Below are 19,656 nucleotides of genomic sequence, written 5' to 3' on the forward strand. Positions count from 1 at the left end.
AGAAGGGCAGTCTGCCCTGCTAGAAATCGACGTAACCTAATGTTATTTAGTAATTTATTTAGGAGAAAATGATCAATTTCGGGAATCCCTAAATATACGATAGTACAAATGTACCAAGGTACGAAACTATCTAATCTAGAGTAAAGTTTAACTTTTACTCAATCCAAGAACCCAGTTCTTGTTAGTGAGCGAGCTAAAATTTTTTACAATTTAGCTTGGCAAAAAAATCTATTTGTTAAGACCTAAGGCATGCCTTAGGTCTTCTTTTTTATAGATTATTTCAAAGTCGAATAGGCTTTTAAGCTATAATATTGGGGTAAACAAACATCAAAATTTGGAGAGAGGCATGGCTAAATATTTAATCGGTGACATACATGGGTGTGCAGATGAATTTGCGCAATTGTTAGAAGATATAAAATTCGATCCTAGCAAAGATGAACTTTATCTGGCAGGTGACTTAGTAGGACGTGGACCTAAACCTAAAGAAGTATTAGATTTAGCAATTGCTAATAATGCCAAGGCAGTGTTAGGTAATTACGATTTACACTTTTTAGCATGCTTATATGGCGCACGTCAAACTGCCTCTGATGATAACTTCGACAGCTTATTAAGTTTAAGCGCCGAAGAAAAAGAATATTATGCCTCTTGGTTAAAATCTCAAGGCTTTGTCCGTGAGGATGATGGTTTTTATTTAGTACATGCTTCATTAAACCCAACTTGGGTACCAGAGCAAATTACAGAAATTGCTCAACAAGTAAATAGCTATTTTGCCACTTGGGGCGAAAAAGAGTTTAAACAGATCTTTAGTAATAAACGTTTTATTGACTATTTAGAAGATTTAAGTTACACCGAGAAAGACGACATCTTTATGCGTCGTTTTCTTGAAAGTATGTTAATTTTTACCATTTGTCGTTTCCGTGCTATTCGTAGTCCGGCTGAAAACTCTATTATTGCGGTTCCAAGTGCGCAAGAGGTAGTTAACCAAGTTGGTAAAGACAAACTTGAACGCTTATCTCCGTCTTTACTAATTGAAGACTTTAGTAAAGACTTCTTTGACTTCCAAGTGGGCAAAGGTAAACCTGAATGTGATAAAGAAACAGGTGTCTACCCTTGGTTTGATTACGCGCGTGCTAAAAAAGAAAATGTACGTAAAGCCTATAAAAATCCAAACTTTAACTTTGTTGACTTTAAAAAACCGGTTTACTTTGGTCACTGGTCATACTGTAATGGGGTTAAATTACCTGCAGGTTTTATCTGCTCTGATACTTCATGTGTGTATGGTGGACATTTAAGTGCATATCGTCTACCAGACTATGCGGTTAACATGCAAGATAAGGCTTTCTTACTGAAATTAGCCCAACCTTGTGCTCAAGTTGCTAAGAAGTAAACTATGGCAAAATATTTAATTGGCGATGTCCATGGTTGTGCTCGTGAAATGCACCAACTGCTCGCTGAAGTTGATTTTAACCCAAGTAAAGATGAGCTTTACTTTATCGGTGATTTAGGTTGTCGTGGAGAGAACTCACTTGAGGTTTTACGTTACGCCGAGCAAAATGCCAGTGGCATAGTGCTCGGCAATAATGACCTGCGTATTATTTGCTTAGTCCACCAAGGTTTACCTGTATTGGCAAATGATAACTTGCAAGATCTCCTTAGCTTGCCTACAAGTAAACAACATTTTTATACTGATTGGTTAGTACGTCAGCCGCTCATTATTAATAACGACGCTTTTACGCTGGTGCATGCTTCTCTCGATCCAAGCTGGAGTCCAGCGCAAATGCAAGCTTATAACCAACAAGCTATGGCATATATGCAAAGCTTAAACCATGAACAGCGTGGTTATTACCTTGGTTTTAAGTACTTTGCTCATACCTTAGCTGACTTAGGGCAAGCAGTTGCTCAAGGTAAACCTCTAACCGGCAGTTGGGCAAGTGACCAAGAGCTGCGCTTCTTTGCCGAGTTTATGCTAACTACCACTGTCGCCCGTCATCGTCAAGTTGTCGACGCCCAAACTTCGAGTATCTTAGCCCCGCAAGGTGCACAGCAACTTGCGCACCAGCTAAAAGCTTTAGGGCAAAGAGCGCAATCGTACTTGATTGCAGACTTTGCGCAAGCATATGTAGATTTTAATATGCAGTTGGTGCATGAACCGGTTTTTGCGCCTGAGGATGGGATCTTTCCTTGGTATCAATATCAGGAAATTATTCCGGACGCTCCTAGTTTTAGTACGCCTGTTTACTTTGGACATTGGCAACAAGCCTATTATGCAGGCACACCAAACAATATTATTTGTACCGATACCGGCTGTGTTGAAGGTAAGAGCTTAAGTATTTTTGCTTTACCTGAATATGCCGGACAGCAAGTCTCACCTCAGCCTCTGGTGCAAGTGAGCAAAAAAGAAAAACTTTAGCTTTTCCTCTCTGTCTAAGAGAGCGAAGTTTCTTTGATAACTAAGCTATGAATTTAAGAAAAATTAATTATCTGTTAACTTGTAGTTTGCTGTTTCCGATAACCAGCGCCATGGGCGCTGGGCAATCGAATTTGCTAATTACCCCTCTAGATAACGGGCAAACTCATTTCCGCGTAATTGATAGCGCTCCCAAGGACATAAAAGCTACCCAAGCATTTAATGCGGTAACTGCTTTACGTCTTTACCTAACTACTAACGACATACGTCATATTGGGCAAACTGCGTACCCAGTTACTTATCAATTTGTTAACCAAGTATTTGACGCTCTGGCTACTTGTCAACCAGCAAGCGCTGCTAATACCCAAGTAAGTAATATCCGTGGCGTGCGTAACTTGAGCTATGCTCAAGTTGAACAAGCTATTGCTAGTAGCAAAACAGGTAACTATGAACCTCTTTACCAAGCCTTAAATCTCCTTGGTAAAAACCTCAATGTGCCTGATTTAAATGGTGCAATCTACTCAGACTGTGTCATTGAACAGTTAACCAATAGTCAAGCAATTGACTACCAAGCTTTTAAAGCAGAGCAAGAGAAAGCTCCGAATGTTTTACAACAATTAAAAGCTTACTATGACTCTTTATTTGTTAACTACTATACGCCGTTAGCGCAAAACCAACAAACGCCTCCGTTTATTTTTACTAACAAGGGCTCAAATGTTTTAGTGGATAACCCTGATTATGAGGCTTACACTAATAAGAGTTTACTAAGCTCTAAGGCTAGCTTTACCGTTACCACTGGTGACTTTAATGTTGTAGTTTACGGTTTAGGTTCCCAAGCAGAGCAAGAAGCTCTGGCTAATAACCTATACGCGCAAGTAGCAAATAACGTGCGTAATGCTATTAGTACTATTACCCAAATTAATGCTGATGGTTCATTACGTCACTTATTTACCGTTGATAAGCTGGTAAACAATGCGGTGCAAGCTTATGGTTTTTACAACGCACAAGTTAGAGTAGAGCCAGTAAAAAATAACGATAAAGAGTTTACGGTAAACATAACTTTAGGCGAACCGGTACGTTTAACTGATACTTCTCAAGTAATTATTCGTGGTCCAGGTTCAGGTCTTGAAGCTCTCTATGATCAAGCACAAAAGATCACGCCTGCCGGTACTGTCTTTAAATCAAGTGACTACTCGAGTGTAAAAAATAATTTACTTACAGCTGCTCAAGAGGCAGGTTACCTAGATGCTAACTATCGCGTATCTAAAGTACTGGTTAACCGTGAGCAAAACATTGCTCGTTGGTACTTAGATTTAGATACAGGTAGTCGTTATACTATTAGCTCGATTACGATTGAGGGCGGTCCAATCGATCATACTCTAGCTTACTATATGACTAACCTAAGTGTGGGCAGTGACTATAGTGAGACTGATGTAAGTCGCTCTATTGCTTACTTACAAGCAAGTAATAACTTTGCTACTGTTGACCTTGCGAGTGAAGTAAACAAAGAAAATCGTACTGTAGATTTAACCTACCGCTTAACTAATGCTGATCGTAACCGTATTGAATGGTCAAATGGTTATGATACAACAGAAGGCTTCCGTACCTCTGCTTACTACGATCGTTACTACGTAAACCGTTGGGGTGGTAGTGTAAGTGCTAATGCCTATTTCTCTAAACTAACGCAAAGACTAGAAACCTATTATCGTCACCCATACTTATATAGTCCACTAACTAAGTACTGGAACCTAGGTTTTTATATTGAACGCGCTTATAACTCGCGTATCCTTGAGTATAGCCGTTCACTAGTAGGTTACTTTAGTTATGTTCGTGCACCATTTAGAAACTGGCAGTTCACTTCAACTCTTTACATGCGTAAAGACTTATGGAATGAACAAAATGTTAGCCGTAACCAAAATATGGCATACGGTGAGTTTATTCTCGCGCGTAGTGGACTTTCGACCGAAGTTTCATTTACTTTACGTACAAACTTTGGTTTACATAAATATCTTTCAAGTAATGATGTAAGCTACAACGCCTACATTGTACGTGCTCGTCATACCTTTAAACTTACGGAAAACAACGATGTAGTGTTTGGCGTAAGATACGGTAAGATTGACACTAATAACTTTTTCCAAGTGGCTCCAGCACTACGCTTTTACTCTGGAGGCATGAACTCTATCCGTGGTTATGGTTACCAATCTATCTCTTCTTATAAAGGAAGTGAGGACCTAGGTTCCAACAAACAACTAGAGTTAACTGCTGAGTTTTTACATACTATTGTCGAAAACCTCAAAGGGGCAGTGTTTGTTGATGGTGGTGACTCTTCGGATAAAGTTAGTATTAAAAACATGAAAGACTGGTACTATGGCGCTGGCTTTGGGGTTAGATACTATCTCCCTGTAGGTTACGCAAGCTTCGATATTGCTTACCCATTAGAACCAGGCTTTGCATGGAGTAAAATCGCATTCTATATCAACATTAACGCTTCTTTCTAAGACATGCGCATAAAAAAAATATTTAAATATACAGGGATAGCTTTAGGCTCGGTATTAGGTGTGGGAGTAGTCGGATTGGCTTCGGTTTGGTTCTCCTCAAGCCTAACCGGCAAGGTGCTCAACTATGTTGCCACTAAAGTCCCTGGCTTAAGTTGGGACAAGGTTGAAGGTAGCTTCTCCTCTGGAGTAAAAATTACCAACCTAAGCTATGTCTCACAAAACTATAAATATAATCCTGCTGTAACTAATAAACCAGAAGAAGAGCAAGACCAACCTATTCCTACCCTCTTAGATATACGTGTAGGCACCGTTGGTTTGCACTTACAAGTTGGTTGTTTAGTGCGTAAACAACTATGTTTAGATAATGTTGAAATCACTGACGCTAAAGTAGTAGTGGCGAGTGGTAATGAAGAACAACTTGATCCGGCATCTATACTTTATGGTAATCAGGCTGTACAAACTATTACTACTGAAGAACTAGTTAACCCTGATTATAAAGAAGAAAGTAGTGGCGGGCCACCAAGTTGGTTAGACATTATTGTCCAAACGGGGAAAGTTAACAATGTTGAAGTTCTCGTAGGGAAAAACATAGGTTTATACCAGTACCAACTTAACCATAGTGAAAACGCAGCGCAAGGCTATCGTCCAGTAATTGCTGATTTAAACCTTGAAGCTTACCCAAGCTCAATTTACAATCAGTACTTAGCAGAGCCAATGCTTATTAACCTAGATAGTTTAAGCGCGCAAACTCTGCGTTATCGTCCAACTGCTTACGATTTAAATCAAGTAGCAATTGGTAAAGTTAGTTACCAACAATACTCTTTACTTGCAAGCTCACAAAGCGTTGACCAACAAGTTGCGCAAAATGAGCAAGATGATCCTGCAAGTGCCCAACCGGCTGGAATGCCAAACCCTAACTTAAAAGGTCGCGCTTTACCTCCGGAAGTTCAAGACTTTATTCGTAAGTACTTTAACCTCCAAGCTGATTCATTTAGTCAGGCGTTTTCGCAACTAGGGAAAGCTTTTGCTTTACAGTACTCGCAACAAGCAGAGGACTTTAAAGTAACTTTACCTGATCTTGCTAGTGACGAAGAGTTAGAGCAATTAGAAAATGGCTCTCTCCTTGAAACAAGCCCTGAAGTAGTAGATAACCAAGAACTATGGCGTGCCTTAACCGGTTACGAGGGTGAATTTAAATTTGTTGAACCTACCGGCGTTGGCAAAGACAATAACGCTAAAAGCGTAAGTCGCCAAATTAGTAGTAGCTTTGACTTCTTTAAGAGCCCAGCACGTAATCTCTTTTTAACTAACACTCAGTTAAATCTACCTATTGCTTTAACTACTTCACAAGTAGAAGCTAAAGAAATCGCTTTAGGTTTTTACACTTATAAAGTGCAAGACACGCAAGTAGTGGATTTAACTTCGGATCTGTTTGCAGTTAATAACATTAGCTTAGATGGTAATCTAGCTCCAGAAGCAGCTAACTTTAAAGCAAAAGTGAGTGGTGATGTGGAGTTAGATGGGCAATTTGACTTCTTAGCGCGTACTAGTGATACCAATCTCCAGCTTAAAACTAAGATCAACAAATTACCACTTGTAACTCTACCTGTGGGTGTTGATTTAAACCTAGCTGTAATTGGTAAAGCTTACTCTAAACTAGATATCGCCTTAACTAACCAAGCGCCTGATGCCCAAGTTAATCTTGAGTTAAACTTAGATACCGCTCGTCCTTATTGGCCATTAACTTTAGTTGCAGATCTAAACAAATTTGTGGTTAATGATAACCTCAGCATTAGTAACTTCAACGTTGAAGCTACTGGACGTATCAATAACCTCAAAATGCAACTAGCTTCAGCGCTCGCTTTAAATAACCATAACTACCAACTCGCTGCTAACTTAATTAACTTACCAAATGAGTTTGCGAGTGAGTTAACCCTAGTTGAACAAGCTCCTGGTAAACAAGCAGCCCATGCTTATGTGCAACTTGATTATGGTAATCAAATTGTTCTGCAAAGTTTAATTAGCGCGCAAAGCTTACAAATTCATAACTTTGCTAATTTAGGGGATATTAAAGACTTTACCCTATCAGGGACTTTCAATCTCGGAGGAATTTACAATTCTCAACAAGATTGGAGTGCGTTCTTTAAAGAATCTAAATTTAACGGTACCATTAATCAAAAACCATTTAATGGGAATCTCCTCTTAGGTGTTGATGCTGTACACGGTATTCTGGTTAAAGATTTAAGTGCTGCTTACTTAACTAACAGCCTGCAATTACAAGGGGCGCTCAATACTAACTCTAATTTAAATATTAAAGCGCACCTAGATAATCTTACAACTTTAGTACCCAAGTTAAAAATCAACTCGCAAGTTGATTTAACTTTAGCAGGTAATATTAATACTCCTGCAGTTAAGGGAACTATTAATACTCCGCTTGTGCAATACCAAAGTATTAATATGCATCAGCTAGTTGCTGATCTTGATCTAGCAATGGATCAAGAGTTAACTGGTAAAGCAGCTATTTCCTTAGCTAAGTCAAATTTTGGGGAATTTGTGATTAACCGTGCTAAGGTTAATTACAATGGTGCACCAGATGAAAAACTAACAATTGACTTTAGTTCAAACCAAGTAAATCTATTGGCAAATCTAACTCACTTTACCTTAAGTAAAGAAACAGATTTAACCGCTAATATTGATTTACAACGTTTAGACATAGTTTCAGCCGAGTTAAATGGTTTTTCTACAAATGGGAAAGATATTGAACTAGTGTACAATATCAAAAACAATAGTTTAGTTGCCCAGCCTTTTGAGATTAAGAACAGTCAGTTTAACCTAACTAACAATAAAGAATTAGTGTATAACTCGGAAAAAATCCAAGGGCAATTATCGAGTGATATTAAACTAGAGTTATTAAACCCGCTTTTAAGAAAATCAGGCATTATGGTGCGTGGGCAAGTTAAAGCTACAGCTGATGTTGACTTAAATCCAACCGATCCAAATATCGACAATTCTCAGCTTAGCATCCAAGTACAAAGCCAACGTATTGACTATATCCAAAAAATTGATGTAACTCCGTTTACCATTAGTCTGTACAATGTTGATTTAACCACCGGCATGGAAGGACAAGCTTTAACCGGTAAAGGTAGCTTAAAAGTAAACAACCAAGGAAACGTTACTTTAGACGTCAAAGTTGCTGATATCTTTAAAGAACAAAAACTTTCCGGTTCTTTAATCCTAGATCAGCTTAGCTTAAACGTTATTAAACCTTTCCTTGATAATACCCAACAAGTTACCGGAACCATGTATGCCAACCTTGTATTTGGCGGTAACTTACGTCAACCTTTACTCTATGGACAAACTGGTGCGAGTAGATTAAATGTTGAAATGGTAGATCTACCATTTAGTATTAAAAATGGTGATCTGGTATTAGCTTTTGACGGACGTACTGCGGTAATCCTCGGGAGCTTACCAACCGATTCTACTGAGATCTCAATCAACGGTAGCGCCTCTTGGAGTACTATTGATCGTTTAAACTCTAATGTCCGCGTAACTACCACGGATTTAAAAGCTAAACTTCTAGATTACGGGGTAGCCTTACTTGACATCGATGTAACCGCAGATTATGTCAATAATTTCCTCGATGTCAAAGGTACAGCCCGTGTCCATGATGGTACTTTAACCGTAGCTTCATCTGACAGTGTAACTTATGAAGGACCTACGGGAGATGTGGTTTTTGTTACTAATGACACCCTTGAAGGTAATACTATTATCGACGGTAAACCAAATCCAAGTAACATGCTCGCTAACATCAAAGTAACGCTGGGTGATAACCTCAAGTTTGACGCTTACGGGGTTAATGCTGAACTGGTAGGTGAGTTAGACGTTACTTATGCAAGCGAACCAACTATTATTGGTAACATTACGATTAACAATGGGATTTTCCGTCAATATGGACAAAATCTAGTTATCCAACGTGGGGAAATTACCTTCAATGGTTTATCACTGATTCCAAATATTTATATTCGCGCAATCCGTGACCCTAACTTTATGATGGATAATGTGACTGTTGGTGTCCAAGTACAAGGTTTAGCAACTAAACCAAACATTACGCTTTTCTCAACTCCTGCTTCTTTAACCCAGAACCAAAAAATTAACTATCTGTTAACTGGTTCTTCAACTGATGACAGTACAGACGGGGTAGGTTTACAATTATTTACCTCATCACTCACTTCATCAATTAGCTTATTTGAGAAAATTGGTAATGCCTTTGGGATTAAAAATACCCAAGTTACTACCTCTGGTGCCGGAGAGAACTCTAAAGTTAATATCTCAGGGACAGTGTTTAACCGTGTACGTTTAAACTACGCTTACGGTCTCTTTGATGGCTTAAATACTATCAGTGCCTCTTACTACTTATTACCTAAAGTTTTCTTAAGGGTATCACGAGGAGTAAGTACAGCTGCTGATGTGGTTTACTCAACAACTTGGTAAACCAACCTCCAACTTCAAGCTCTAAAGTAAAACTTGAAGCTTAAATTAAGCTTGAGAGGAAAAATAACCTAAAGGTAAATTGTAAAAAATTAATAAGCATAGTAAGTTTGCTTAGACCTTTTAAATACCTCTCAAGCTTGCGCTTACCCACTAACTACTTACAGTTAGTTGATGTAAGTCGTAAATTTATCAACTTACAAACATTTATTTAATCGGACAAAGTCTAGGAGTTTCTCCTAGACTTTTTTTAATTGTAAATTATTATCATCTTCGACAAAATTATAGGCTATAATAGCGCTAGGTTACATTGGGCGTTTATAACTTCTTGCTAGGTGCAAAGTAGTAAAAGGTTATAAATATTTTTCACTAACCAATTAGACTAAATCCAAAAAATGAAACTTAAATTTATCTTTATTTTCAGTGCGATTTTAAGCGCATTAAGTTTTACATCTAATGCTTTCGCTTTAAGAGTAGTAACGACCTTTACTGTTCTTGAAGATATTACTCGCAATATTGCAGGTAAATATGCAACTGTAGAATCTCTTACCCCTATCGGCGCAGAAATCCATGAATATGAACCTACATCACGTGACCTCGTACGTTTAAATCGTTCTGATTTAATCATTACCAACGGCCTTGGTTTAGAAAAATGGTTCCAACGTTTTTACCAACGTGCAAAAAACATTCCAGTAGTTGAAGCTTCAAAAGGCGTAGTTCCTTCATTAATTACCGAAGGTCCTTATGCAGGTCAACCTAACCCTCATGGTTGGATGTCATTAACCAATGCTTCAATTTACGTTGAAAATATTAAAAACGCGTTAATCGAACACGACCCAGCAAACAAAGAAGGCTATGAAGCTAATGCCAAAGCCTACTTAGAAAAACTTGCAAAAATGGAAGCTGATGTACGTACTTTTATTAGTAAAAATAACTTAGAAGGTGCTTACTTAATTACTTCTGAGTCAGCTTTTTCTTACTTAGCGCGTGATATCAACTTAAGATACGATTCAATTTGGCCAGTAAATGCTGAAGACGTAGGTACTCCAGCACAAATTACTCGTATTATTAACTTAGTACGTGATAACAAAATCAAAGTAGTATTCTCTGGTTCAACTATGGATCTAAAACCTATGGAAGTTGTAATGCAAGAGACAGGTGCGCAGTTTGGTGGTTACTTATACGTAGATACTTTAACTGACGCTAAAGGTCCAGTACCAACTTACTTAGATATGTTATCGAAAACTGTTTACACTATTGTTGACGGTTACAACAAAACTTTACACGCTTCTCATAGCAAACACTAATTACAATTTGCTCGCATATCAAAAGCTACCTTAGCAAGTTAATGTAGCAACAGTAAAATAGCTATGAAGAACATTTAGAACTTAATATTGAAAACTGAATATTAAAAACACTAGAGGTCAAAAAGCTATGCTTTTTGACCTCTCTTATTACTTATTACTTTTATTAAACCATTACATCTAATATTTTTCACCTTAATTATCAACGATATATTAAACAAGGTAATAAAAAATCGACTTAAATTAACTAAATCCTTTTAAATTATGTTACGATAGAATTAATTACTTGAAGATTAAATAATTTTTTAACAATTAATTTTAATAAGGTGGCTGTATGAAAAAATTTGCAACAGTTTTAACTACACTTTGTTTAATTGGTTTATTTTCATCAACAGCTAACGCTGTAGAGCTTAAACCAGCTCTATCTAGTGAAAACGTTACTTTACATGATGTACAATTAGCTAAAGAAAAATACCCAGAAAACGGTCCTTGTGGTAGATATTGTTATCATTAGTAATTAAGCTTGATTTATTTTGAAAATAATCATAAAAGGAAATATCCGCAATCTACTTGCGGATATTTCCTTAATCCTAGTTAATTTTTAATTTTACTCTTTGGATTCCAATAAGTAAAATTTATTCCCTTTTTCTCTTTCAATTAATTTATTCTAGCTAACTCTCATATATTAGGCTAGGATAATGCAATATATTTTGAATATTAGATTTTCAAAGATTGAATATTTTTGTATAAACCAAAATAAGATTAGTCATATGAATAGATTTACTAAAGTTTTAACTGCCCTCTGCTTAACTGGCTTAGTTTCAGGTTTAACTCAAGCTGCTGATATTCCAAAAGGTACAGTATTAGCTGAAAAACAAGAACTTAACTATAACTATGTGAGTTCTCCTGACACTATTGACCCTACTCTAAGCCAATACTCAAACTCTTTCTCTGTAAATCGTATGTTATTTGACACTTTAGTACGTCAAAACTCACACGGAGATTATGTAGGTCAAGCGGCTAAATCTTGGGAAGTAAGTGAAGATGGTTTAACTTGGACTTTCCACTTACGTGAAGATGCAAAATGGTCAGATGGTCAACCAGTTAAAGCTAAAGACTTTGTTTATTCTTGGCAACGCTTAACAGATCCAAAAACAGCTGCTGCATATGGTGATTACTTAGTAACAGCTAACGTAGCAAATGCTAAAGAAGTATTTGAAGGGAAAGCTCCAGTAACTGAACTAGGCGTTTCTGCCCCAGATGACTATACTTTAGTAGTAAAATTAACTCAACCTACTCCTTGGTTATCACAAATGGTTACTTTAGGCGTACTATCTCCATTACGTCAAGATGTATTGGAGAAATTCGGTGATAATTGGACAGGTGTTGACAACATCGTTACTAATGGTCCTTTCTTACTTAAAGTAAATCGTTTAAACGATACTATGGATTTTGAAAGAAATCCTAACCACTGGGATGCAGCAAATACAGTAATTACTAAAGTTCACTTTGACTTCATTCAAAACCCACTAACAGGTTATTATAAATATTTAACGGGTGAATATCCTACTACAGGTATTCCTACTCAGTTCAAGAAAAAAGTATTAGAAGAGCGTCCAGAAGAGTTAATTACTATTCAAACTCTTTCAACTTCATACTTTAAAGTTAACAATAAACGTGTTACAGACCCTAGAGTACGTAAAGCAATAGCTTTACTCGTAAACCGAAATGTATTAACAGAAAAAATTCTTGGCGGTCACAAACCTACATCGCAATTCACCCCTCCGTTAATCAAGGATGGGCAATATGTAAAACAAGCTTACTGGTTGAATCGTCCTCATGAGGAAAATGTTGCAGAAGCGATAGAACTTCTTAAAGAAGCAGGTTACACTAAAGAAAAACCTTATGAGCTAACTTATTTAATGATGTCTGGTAGCTTAGAAAACAAAATCTATGTTGCTCTTGCAGGCATGATAAAACAGGGATCAGGTGGCTTAATTGACTTCAAACAAGAAGTGTTAGAAAGTAAAGCTTGGGTTCAACGTGTATCAGGTGAACGAGATTATGATATTACAACTAGTGGTTGGAATGCTGACTACGACCAAGCATCTACTTTCTTTAACCTATTCTCATGTAATTCTTCAATCAATGATATCCTTTACTGCAACCCAGAATACGATCGCGTATTAGATGAAGCTAATCGTACTCAAGATGCAGAGAAACGCGCACAACTATATGCACAATTAAATGACATCATTGTTGGACAAGATTATGCTGTAATACCGCTATACAACACTGATGTATTAGCGCTTAAATCTCCTGCACTCCAAGGATATAACGAGAAGAACGATGTACGTTACTTCAACGATTACTACTTTGTTGCAGGGAAAAAAGTTAAAGGGGCTAAATAATCCCTTTAAACCTCAAGAACCTTGAGATATAAATCTCTAAGTTTCTTAATCGTAAAACTTAAATGAGTCTTTAAAAATCCTTTGCGGATTTATCTAACCAAGCTAGCGTCTCTTACAAGACGCTAGCTTTTCTTTTGTCGTAAAAACTAAAAGCACAACCTACCCAAGATAATTCCTAAAGCAATGGAAAAAATCCTTTACCACAAAAGTGTGATCTACCTCACAAAATGAAGAAAAAACAAATCAAAAAGATAATACTAGGAGTATTATATAAATATAGAAAGAGAAGATATTATTCTTTCTATGCTAAAGATTACCTAAGGGATTACCTAAGATAATGAAGCGTTTACGCTAAAGATTTTCGCTCAAAATAGATTTGTAATTAACTTCAATTTTTTCTTTCATTCAAGTCGTACTTGAGCGAGCCAATAGTAAAAATGGTAAATTTAATTTACAAGAATGAGATTTAAAAAAGGAGTTTGTTATGGTACTATTCACTATCTTATTTGGAGCATTAATCCGCGTTGCTCTTTCAGTAGCAGTAATTTTCTTCTTTATCATTCTTCCGCTTACTCTCGTATCACGCAAAGCAAAATTAGTGCGTCGTTATCGTAGTTTCAAAAGAACACAAGCTAAAGCAAATGCAAATAATGTAACAACTAATAATAATGTTGGTAAAGTTGCAAGCTAACTTAGCTTTAGCATCAAAAAAAGCAAGGTTACATGATTGGTTATATCGATCTATGTAAGCTTGCTTTTTGCAATTTTTGCTTACAGTCACCTGTAAGCAATTCGCTGAGATAGTCGCACTGCGACTATCTAAAGACCCTACTTTCTTTTTCCTAGACAGCGCTAGGTAGATAGTTACAAACAATTATGCTTGTAAAGAGGTCGCTAAACTTGGTAAAAAACTTTTTTGCTAAGTTTATTTTCTTAACCCCCAAATTGACAAACTTTGGAGTTTTAAACTTACCTTTGTCTAAAAATAATGGAGTAGAATCTCATGAAACTAGCTCTCAAAACTTCTTTAGTTCTTGGCTTAGCAACAGCAGCTAGCTCTGCATTTGCTAACGTATACCCTAACCTACCTGTAGCAATTAAACAAGGTGGTGGGGCATTAATCAATGATACGGTATATATCGGTTTAGGTTCTGCAGGGGATAAATTCTTTGCCCTTGATTTAAAAAATGCAGCTTCAGGTTGGAAAGAAGTAGCTACTTTCCCAGGTGGCTCTTTAAGTCAACCAGTAGTAGCTGCTGTTAACGGTAAACTCTACGTACTTGGTGGGGTAGGTACAGTTAACGGTCTAACTACTTCAACTAATGACGTATATGAATACGATCCTGCAAAAAATAGCTGGCAAAAACTACCTACTCGTTCACCTCTAGGTTTAGTAGGGGCTTCTGGCTTTGTACATGGTGACTCTATCTACATTGTAGGAGGAACTAACTTAGAAATCTTTAATGGTTTCTTCAAAGACAATGCCGCAGCTAAAACTGATGCAGAAAAATCAGGTGTACTAAATCACTACTTTGATAAGCGTACCCAAGATTACTTCTTTAACACGATTCTCTTTAGTTACAAACCAGCAACAAACCAATGGTTCAACAATGGTAACATGGAACTAAAAGGACGTGCAGGTGCTGGGGTTGCTATTCGTGACAACAAATTTATTGTTGTAAATGGTGAAGTAAAACCAGGTCTCCGTACTGATAAAGTTAATGAAGGTAAATTTAACTCTAAAGGCGAAGTGTCTTGGGAAGAATTAAAAGATCTTCCACCTAATCCAGGTGAAAAAGTACAGGATGGGGTAGCAGGTGCTTACACTGGTTACATTGACAAATATCTCTTTGTTGCTGGCGGTGCTAACTTCCCAGGTGCAGATGCTGCTTATAAAGCTGGTAACCTTTATGCACATAAAGGTCTAGCAAAAATTTACCAAAAAGCTTCATTTGTTTACTATGATGGTAAATGGAGCTATGCTGGCGACCTACCACAAGGTTCAGGCTATGGTGTAGCTATTAGCTACGGTAAAGATCTACTCCTCTTTGGTGGTGAAACCGACGGTGGTAAACCACTAGATCAAGTATATGTAGTATCTTACGATCCAGAAACTAAAAAAGTTACATTTAAATAACAGTTACATTAAATAGAAAACTCTCCTCTTACAAGTTATATTTTTATTTTTCTTGGAGTTTGGCGTAACTTTGTAAAGGTGAGGATTTCTACAACTATGTAAAATTTGAACTCCCGTAAATTTCATTTACGGGAGTTCGCTTTTACCTAAATTAATTGAAATGGTAAATACCTTAAGTTAATTAGTAAGGTACCTTAAGTTGTAAGTACCTTAAGCAGTGCATACCTTAAGCTCAAGTTAAATTACTGCAAAAGCAATACCTAAAACTTAGGCTTTCTCAACTTTAATTTGTCCTAAAGCGTAAAGTTTACTTTGCGCTTTACCTTTAACTAAAGCTACAGTTTGGTTCTCAACACTTGAGTATACACGAGTATTAAACACTACTGTACCTTGGTTTACAAAGATCTCTAAAGTTGAAGTATCACTTAGAACACGTAGATCTGTTAAATCTGTCTCTAACACTACTTTACGTGTATCACGTCCAGCACCAGCTTGTTCACCTAAAGTTAATACTAAAGATTTGTCAGCAGCTGTATAAGTTAATAATACATCTTTACGTAAAGCTAAAGTTAGATCTTGCCCTACTTCAGGTTGTAAAGCTAAGTCATAAACAGCTACTGCTGGAGCTTGCGCTAAATCAAGCTCAGCTTGGCGTAAAGCTTCTAACTCTTTAACTGGTTCTTGTCCTAAACGACCATTTAAGTTAGTTAGAACACGTGGTACTGATAAACAGTGTTGCCAACCTGCTTCAACTGTTGGGTTAGTATAGCTAATATCTGGTAAACCAAACCAACCAATTAACACACGACGATTGTCACGCTCTTCAAAAGTTTGCGGAGCATAGAAATCAAAACCACCATCTAACTCAATAAAGTCACTCGTAAATTGGTAAGTTTTTGCTTCTAGGTCAATATCTAAAGTTTGGTAACCACATTGGTAGACATTGTTGTATTTCCACTCTTGGGCTTCCATACCTTGTGGACAAGAAACTAAGAACCATTGACCATCAAGTTCAAATAGATCAGGACACTCAAGCATGTAACCTAATTTACCATCTACTTCTAGACGCATGTGGAAGTCCCACTTACGTAAGTCGTCAGAAACGTAAATTAAAGCTAAACCTACGCTATTTACATCACGCGCCCCTAAGATCATGTAGTAGCGACCCTTGTATTCCCACACTTTTGGATCACGTACGTGACAACTCATATCTGCAGGGTAATCTTTATTGTAAAGCAGAACTTCTTTTTCGGTAAAGTTAACCCCGTCAGTTGATGTTACTAAAATCGTATTGTGTTCACGACCTGCGTTGATGTAATCGTATTTTTGGTCACGGTGTTTAACATTACCGGTATAGTAATAGTAACCAACGCCATCTTTAACAAATCCAGAACCAGAGTAAACGCCATCAGCATCATGAGGGTGATCTGGATATAAAGCCGGCTCATACTCTTGGTAAGTTAAGTAGTCTGTAGTTGAAAAATGTCCCCAAAGCTTTTGTCCACCTTGTGCTTCAAATGGGCTGTATTGATAGTAAATGTGTACTTTACCATTTAATACTGATAAACCATTTGGATCGTTTAACCAACCTTGCTCTGGTTGTAAGTGGAAGTGTAAACGATATGGATCTTGAGCAGCAGCTTGACGCATCTCTTGGCTAGATGCACTTGCATATTGCGCTAAATAATCTGTTCTTTTCATATATCTCCTTGCTTGGATTTGCTAGTTTATTTTACCACAATGCAAAGACCTCGAGAAAAATCTCGAGGTCTTTTACAAGCTAAGGTATTATTTTGCTAATACTTTGAAAGCTTCTTGATTAGCTTCTTTTTTGCCCGTAAACACTTCTGTTACCGCAAATACTTCGTCGCCATCATCGTTTTCAAAGTTAACAATTACTACTGGAGTTTCAGTAGGTAAGCCTTTAGAACGGATAAAGTCTAAATCAGCTTCAAGTAATAGTTGACCAGCTTCAACACGGTCACCTGTACTTACATGCGCTTTAAAGCCTTCACCGTTTAAAGATACAGTATCCATACCCACATGGATTAACATTTGTACACCATTGTCTAGGTCTAGGATTAAAGCATGTTTTGAAGGGAATAAGCTTTGAACTGTACCAGCTACTGGTGCGTAAACTTTACCATCAGTTGGTTCTACTACTACACCAGGACCCATAGCTAAAGAGGCAAAACCAGGATCATTTGCTTGATCTAAAGGTTTAACTTCACCAGCTAATGGAGTGTTAAATGCTACAGTTTCACCTGTTGCTAAAGCTTTAGCTGCTGCTTTAACAATACGCGCTTCAGTTTCAGCTTGTTTTACTAAATCAACAGTTTCTTTAGCTTCTTGAGCTTTAGCAGCTTGGTTAGCTTCTTCTTTAGCTTCAGCACGTTTACCTAATACTACAGTTACTACGAATGCAACTGCAATTGAAACAGCTAGAGCGATAAAGTAGTTAACCCAATCAGCAGGTCTTACAGATACAAAGCCTACTAAACCTGCAGCACCTAAAGCAACTGCTAGAGTTTTAGTGAATGCCATGTAAGCTGAACCTAGAGCAGCACCACATAAAGCACCAACAAATGGGTATTTTAATTTAACGTTTACCCCGAACATTGCAGGTTCAGTAATACCTAGTAATGCTGATACCCCAGCTGAAGTACAAAGTGATTTCACTTTTGTATTACGGCTAGTTAATAGCACTGCTAAAGTTGCAGCACCTTGTGCTACGTTTGAACATGCAGCTGTTACGAAAATAAATGTACCACCAGTTACGGCAATGTTAGCAATTAATTGCGTTTCTACTGCCACAAATGATTGGTGTAAACCAGTGATTACTAGCGGAGCGTACACAGCTCCAAATAGCGCACCACCAACAAAACCAAGAGTATGGTAAACCCATGCTAAACCGTATGCTAAGTAATCACCTGCATCACGTAGAACTGGACCTACGATAATAAAAGTAATTGCTGAAGTGATGATAATCGCAATTAACGGAGTAGTTAAGTTATCTAACCAGCTTGGTGTAATTGAACGTAAGAAGTTCTCGATCTTAGCTAAGATATAAGCTACTGCTAATACAGGTAATACTGTACCTTGGTAACCTACTTTTTCAATATGGAAGCCAAAGATGTTCCAGTAAGGAACTTGATCAGCAGCTGTTTGACCATATACATAAGCATTTAGGAGATCAGGGTGCACCATGATCATACCCATTGCTGCTCCTAAGAATGGGTTCCCACCAAAAATTCTACTTGCTGAGAAAGCAATTAGTACTGGTAAGAAAATAAACGGAGCATTAGCAAAGCTATTGATCATTGACGCGATACCGTCAATTCCAGGGTAACGAGATAATAACGAAGAACCGTCGGCAAAGAATGACGCAGTTAATACGTTATATAACCCCATTAAAAGACCCCCTGCCACGATTGCAGGAATGATCGGAACGAAGATATCAGAAAGAACTTTTACAAAGCGTAGAAGTAAGTTTTTTGGTTGTTGATCTTCTTCAGCAGCAGCTGTTGAAGAACCACCAGTTAAACCTAACATTTGTTGCATTTCTGCACAAACCACATTTACGGTACCCGCACCAATGATAATTTGGTATTGACCTTTTGCGTTGAAAGTACCTTTTACTAGATCAATTTGATCTAGAGCTTTTTCATCAGCAAGATCAGGGTTTTTTAAAACCATACGCAAACGGGTAGCACAGTGTACAACAGAGATAATATTCTCTTTACCACCTACGCCGGCAATAATGGCTTTGATCTCATTTTCATATTTCATATGAATAACTTCCACAAAACAAGTTAAAAAGTCCTTTAAAAAAGATCTAGCCCTTGCGCAGGAATTTGTTAAAGTGCCTAGAGATAAAACTAAGTTTTATAACCAAAAATGCAAAACTTTCTGAAAGTTGTAGCTTTAACAAATTTAAAAGTAGTAACGTTTTATATTTTATCGGAAAAAATATAAAACACTAATACCTCCCTTGCGACAAAAACCTAGAGTTTTTTAAAGCATCAAAGTCGGTATTTTCCTTTAAAAATTGACTTATATATTATCTTCAATTTTGCCATATTTTGCAAAAATTTCGAGCCAATTTCTAAAACTTTTTTATTTCCCGCACACTTTAGTAAAGATTTTAATCTCCAAGAAAAAACCTAAGATTTTTTCTCCCGTTTTCCTCTTCAAAAATAAGCATTTTTAAATCGAGCTATTAATGTTAGCTAACTATATATTCTTAGGATAGAAGAGCTCCTAAATTAATTCCTTACTAGTTTTAAAGGTTATTTATACTTTTTTAATCTAAACTTATCTAAACTAATCTAATCGGAGAATGTAAACTAAAAGAGTTTGCAGTATAATAATGAAAAAAGTTATCCCTTGTCGTCTGATATCTAAGTTATCC

The 19,656-nt window shown here is 37.1% G+C and carries 11 protein-coding genes and 1 pseudogene; 9 read left to right on the forward strand and 3 right to left on the reverse strand.

The features are described from left to right. Positions 1 to 346 precede the first annotated feature (346 nt). From CKF54_RS00980 to CKF54_RS01020, 9 genes are all read left to right on the forward strand, one after another. Positions 347 to 1,387, forward strand: a complete 1,041-nt coding sequence (locus CKF54_RS00980) for a metallophosphoesterase (RefSeq protein ID WP_119524423.1) — start codon at positions 347 to 349, stop codon at positions 1,385 to 1,387. A gap of 3 nt (positions 1,388 to 1,390) precedes the next feature. Continuing rightward, positions 1,391 to 2,410: a metallophosphoesterase gene (locus tag CKF54_RS00985; protein ID WP_119524424.1), complete on the forward strand. Its 1,020-nt coding sequence runs from the start codon at positions 1,391 to 1,393 to the stop codon at positions 2,408 to 2,410. Positions 2,411 to 2,457: 47 nt separating this feature from the next. Continuing rightward, entirely contained in the window at positions 2,458 to 4,905 is a 2,448-nt protein-coding gene (locus CKF54_RS00990; protein WP_119524425.1) for an autotransporter assembly complex protein TamA, read from the forward strand. A 3-nt stretch (positions 4,906 to 4,908) separates the two neighbouring features. Beyond that, positions 4,909 to 9,396 carry a translocation/assembly module TamB domain-containing protein gene (locus CKF54_RS00995; RefSeq protein WP_119524426.1) on the forward strand — a complete coding sequence of 1,496 codons (4,488 nt, stop codon included), beginning with the start codon at positions 4,909 to 4,911 and terminating at the stop codon, positions 9,394 to 9,396. 392 nt (positions 9,397 to 9,788) lie between these two features. After that, positions 9,789 to 10,700 carry a metal ABC transporter solute-binding protein, Zn/Mn family gene (locus tag CKF54_RS01000; RefSeq protein WP_119524427.1) on the forward strand — a complete coding sequence of 304 codons (912 nt, stop codon included), beginning with the start codon at positions 9,789 to 9,791 and terminating at the stop codon, positions 10,698 to 10,700. Between the two features lie 331 nt (positions 10,701 to 11,031). Continuing rightward, positions 11,032 to 11,211: a hypothetical protein gene (locus CKF54_RS01005; protein WP_119524428.1), complete on the forward strand. Its 180-nt coding sequence runs from the start codon at positions 11,032 to 11,034 to the stop codon at positions 11,209 to 11,211. A 256-nt stretch (positions 11,212 to 11,467) separates the two neighbouring features. Further along, positions 11,468 to 13,108, forward strand: coding sequence for an ABC transporter substrate-binding protein (locus CKF54_RS01010; protein WP_222987467.1), 1,641 nt, complete (start codon positions 11,468 to 11,470; stop codon positions 13,106 to 13,108). A 484-nt stretch (positions 13,109 to 13,592) separates the two neighbouring features. Then, the gene (locus tag CKF54_RS01015) at positions 13,593 to 13,799 is read left to right on the forward strand and encodes a hypothetical protein (protein WP_119524430.1); all 207 of its coding nucleotides are present in this window, start codon (positions 13,593 to 13,595) and stop codon (positions 13,797 to 13,799) included. Between the two features lie 312 nt (positions 13,800 to 14,111). Beyond that, positions 14,112 to 15,245 carry an N-acetylneuraminate epimerase gene (locus CKF54_RS01020; RefSeq protein WP_119524431.1) on the forward strand — a complete coding sequence of 378 codons (1,134 nt, stop codon included), beginning with the start codon at positions 14,112 to 14,114 and terminating at the stop codon, positions 15,243 to 15,245. Between the two features lie 267 nt (positions 15,246 to 15,512). Here CKF54_RS01020 and CKF54_RS01025 read toward each other — a convergent pair whose 3' ends face one another. The 3 genes and pseudogenes from CKF54_RS01025 to CKF54_RS01030 all read right to left on the reverse strand — a co-directional run. Continuing rightward, positions 15,513 to 16,946 carry a glycoside hydrolase family 32 protein gene (locus CKF54_RS01025; RefSeq protein WP_119524432.1) on the reverse strand — a complete coding sequence of 478 codons (1,434 nt, stop codon included), beginning with the start codon at positions 16,944 to 16,946 and terminating at the stop codon, positions 15,513 to 15,515. Between the two features lie 87 nt (positions 16,947 to 17,033). Then, a complete protein-coding gene (locus tag CKF54_RS08245; RefSeq protein WP_262407786.1) occupies positions 17,034 to 17,543 on the reverse strand; it encodes a PTS glucose transporter subunit IIA in 510 nt (169 codons plus the stop codon). Between the two features lie 75 nt (positions 17,544 to 17,618). Then, a pseudogene (locus tag CKF54_RS01030) lies at positions 17,619 to 19,034 on the reverse strand (sucrose-specific PTS transporter subunit IIBC); the annotation flags it as partial. Positions 19,035 to 19,656 lie beyond the last annotated feature (622 nt).

The sequence above is a fragment of the Psittacicella hinzii genome (assembly GCF_003585885.1).
Classification (GTDB): Bacteria; Pseudomonadota; Gammaproteobacteria; order Enterobacterales; family Psittacicellaceae; genus Psittacicella.

Bases quoted from the DNA above. Each gene is read 5' to 3' on its own strand.
- CKF54_RS00980 (WP_119524423.1), top strand. From the start codon at position 347: ATGGCTAAATATTTAATCGGTGACATACATGGGTGTGCAGATGAATTT.
- CKF54_RS00985 (WP_119524424.1), top strand. From the start codon at position 1,391: ATGGCAAAATATTTAATTGGCGATGTCCATGGTTGTGCTCGTGAAATG.
- CKF54_RS00990 (WP_119524425.1), top strand. From the start codon at position 2,458: ATGAATTTAAGAAAAATTAATTATCTGTTAACTTGTAGTTTGCTGTTT.
- CKF54_RS00995 (WP_119524426.1), top strand. From the start codon at position 4,909: ATGCGCATAAAAAAAATATTTAAATATACAGGGATAGCTTTAGGCTCG.
- CKF54_RS01000 (WP_119524427.1), top strand. From the start codon at position 9,789: ATGAAACTTAAATTTATCTTTATTTTCAGTGCGATTTTAAGCGCATTA.
- CKF54_RS01005 (WP_119524428.1), top strand. From the start codon at position 11,032: ATGAAAAAATTTGCAACAGTTTTAACTACACTTTGTTTAATTGGTTTA.
- CKF54_RS01010 (WP_222987467.1), top strand. From the start codon at position 11,468: ATGAATAGATTTACTAAAGTTTTAACTGCCCTCTGCTTAACTGGCTTA.
- CKF54_RS01015 (WP_119524430.1), top strand. From the start codon at position 13,593: ATGGTACTATTCACTATCTTATTTGGAGCATTAATCCGCGTTGCTCTT.
- CKF54_RS01020 (WP_119524431.1), top strand. From the start codon at position 14,112: ATGAAACTAGCTCTCAAAACTTCTTTAGTTCTTGGCTTAGCAACAGCA.
- CKF54_RS01025 (WP_119524432.1), bottom strand. From the start codon at position 16,946: ATGAAAAGAACAGATTATTTAGCGCAATATGCAAGTGCATCTAGCCAA.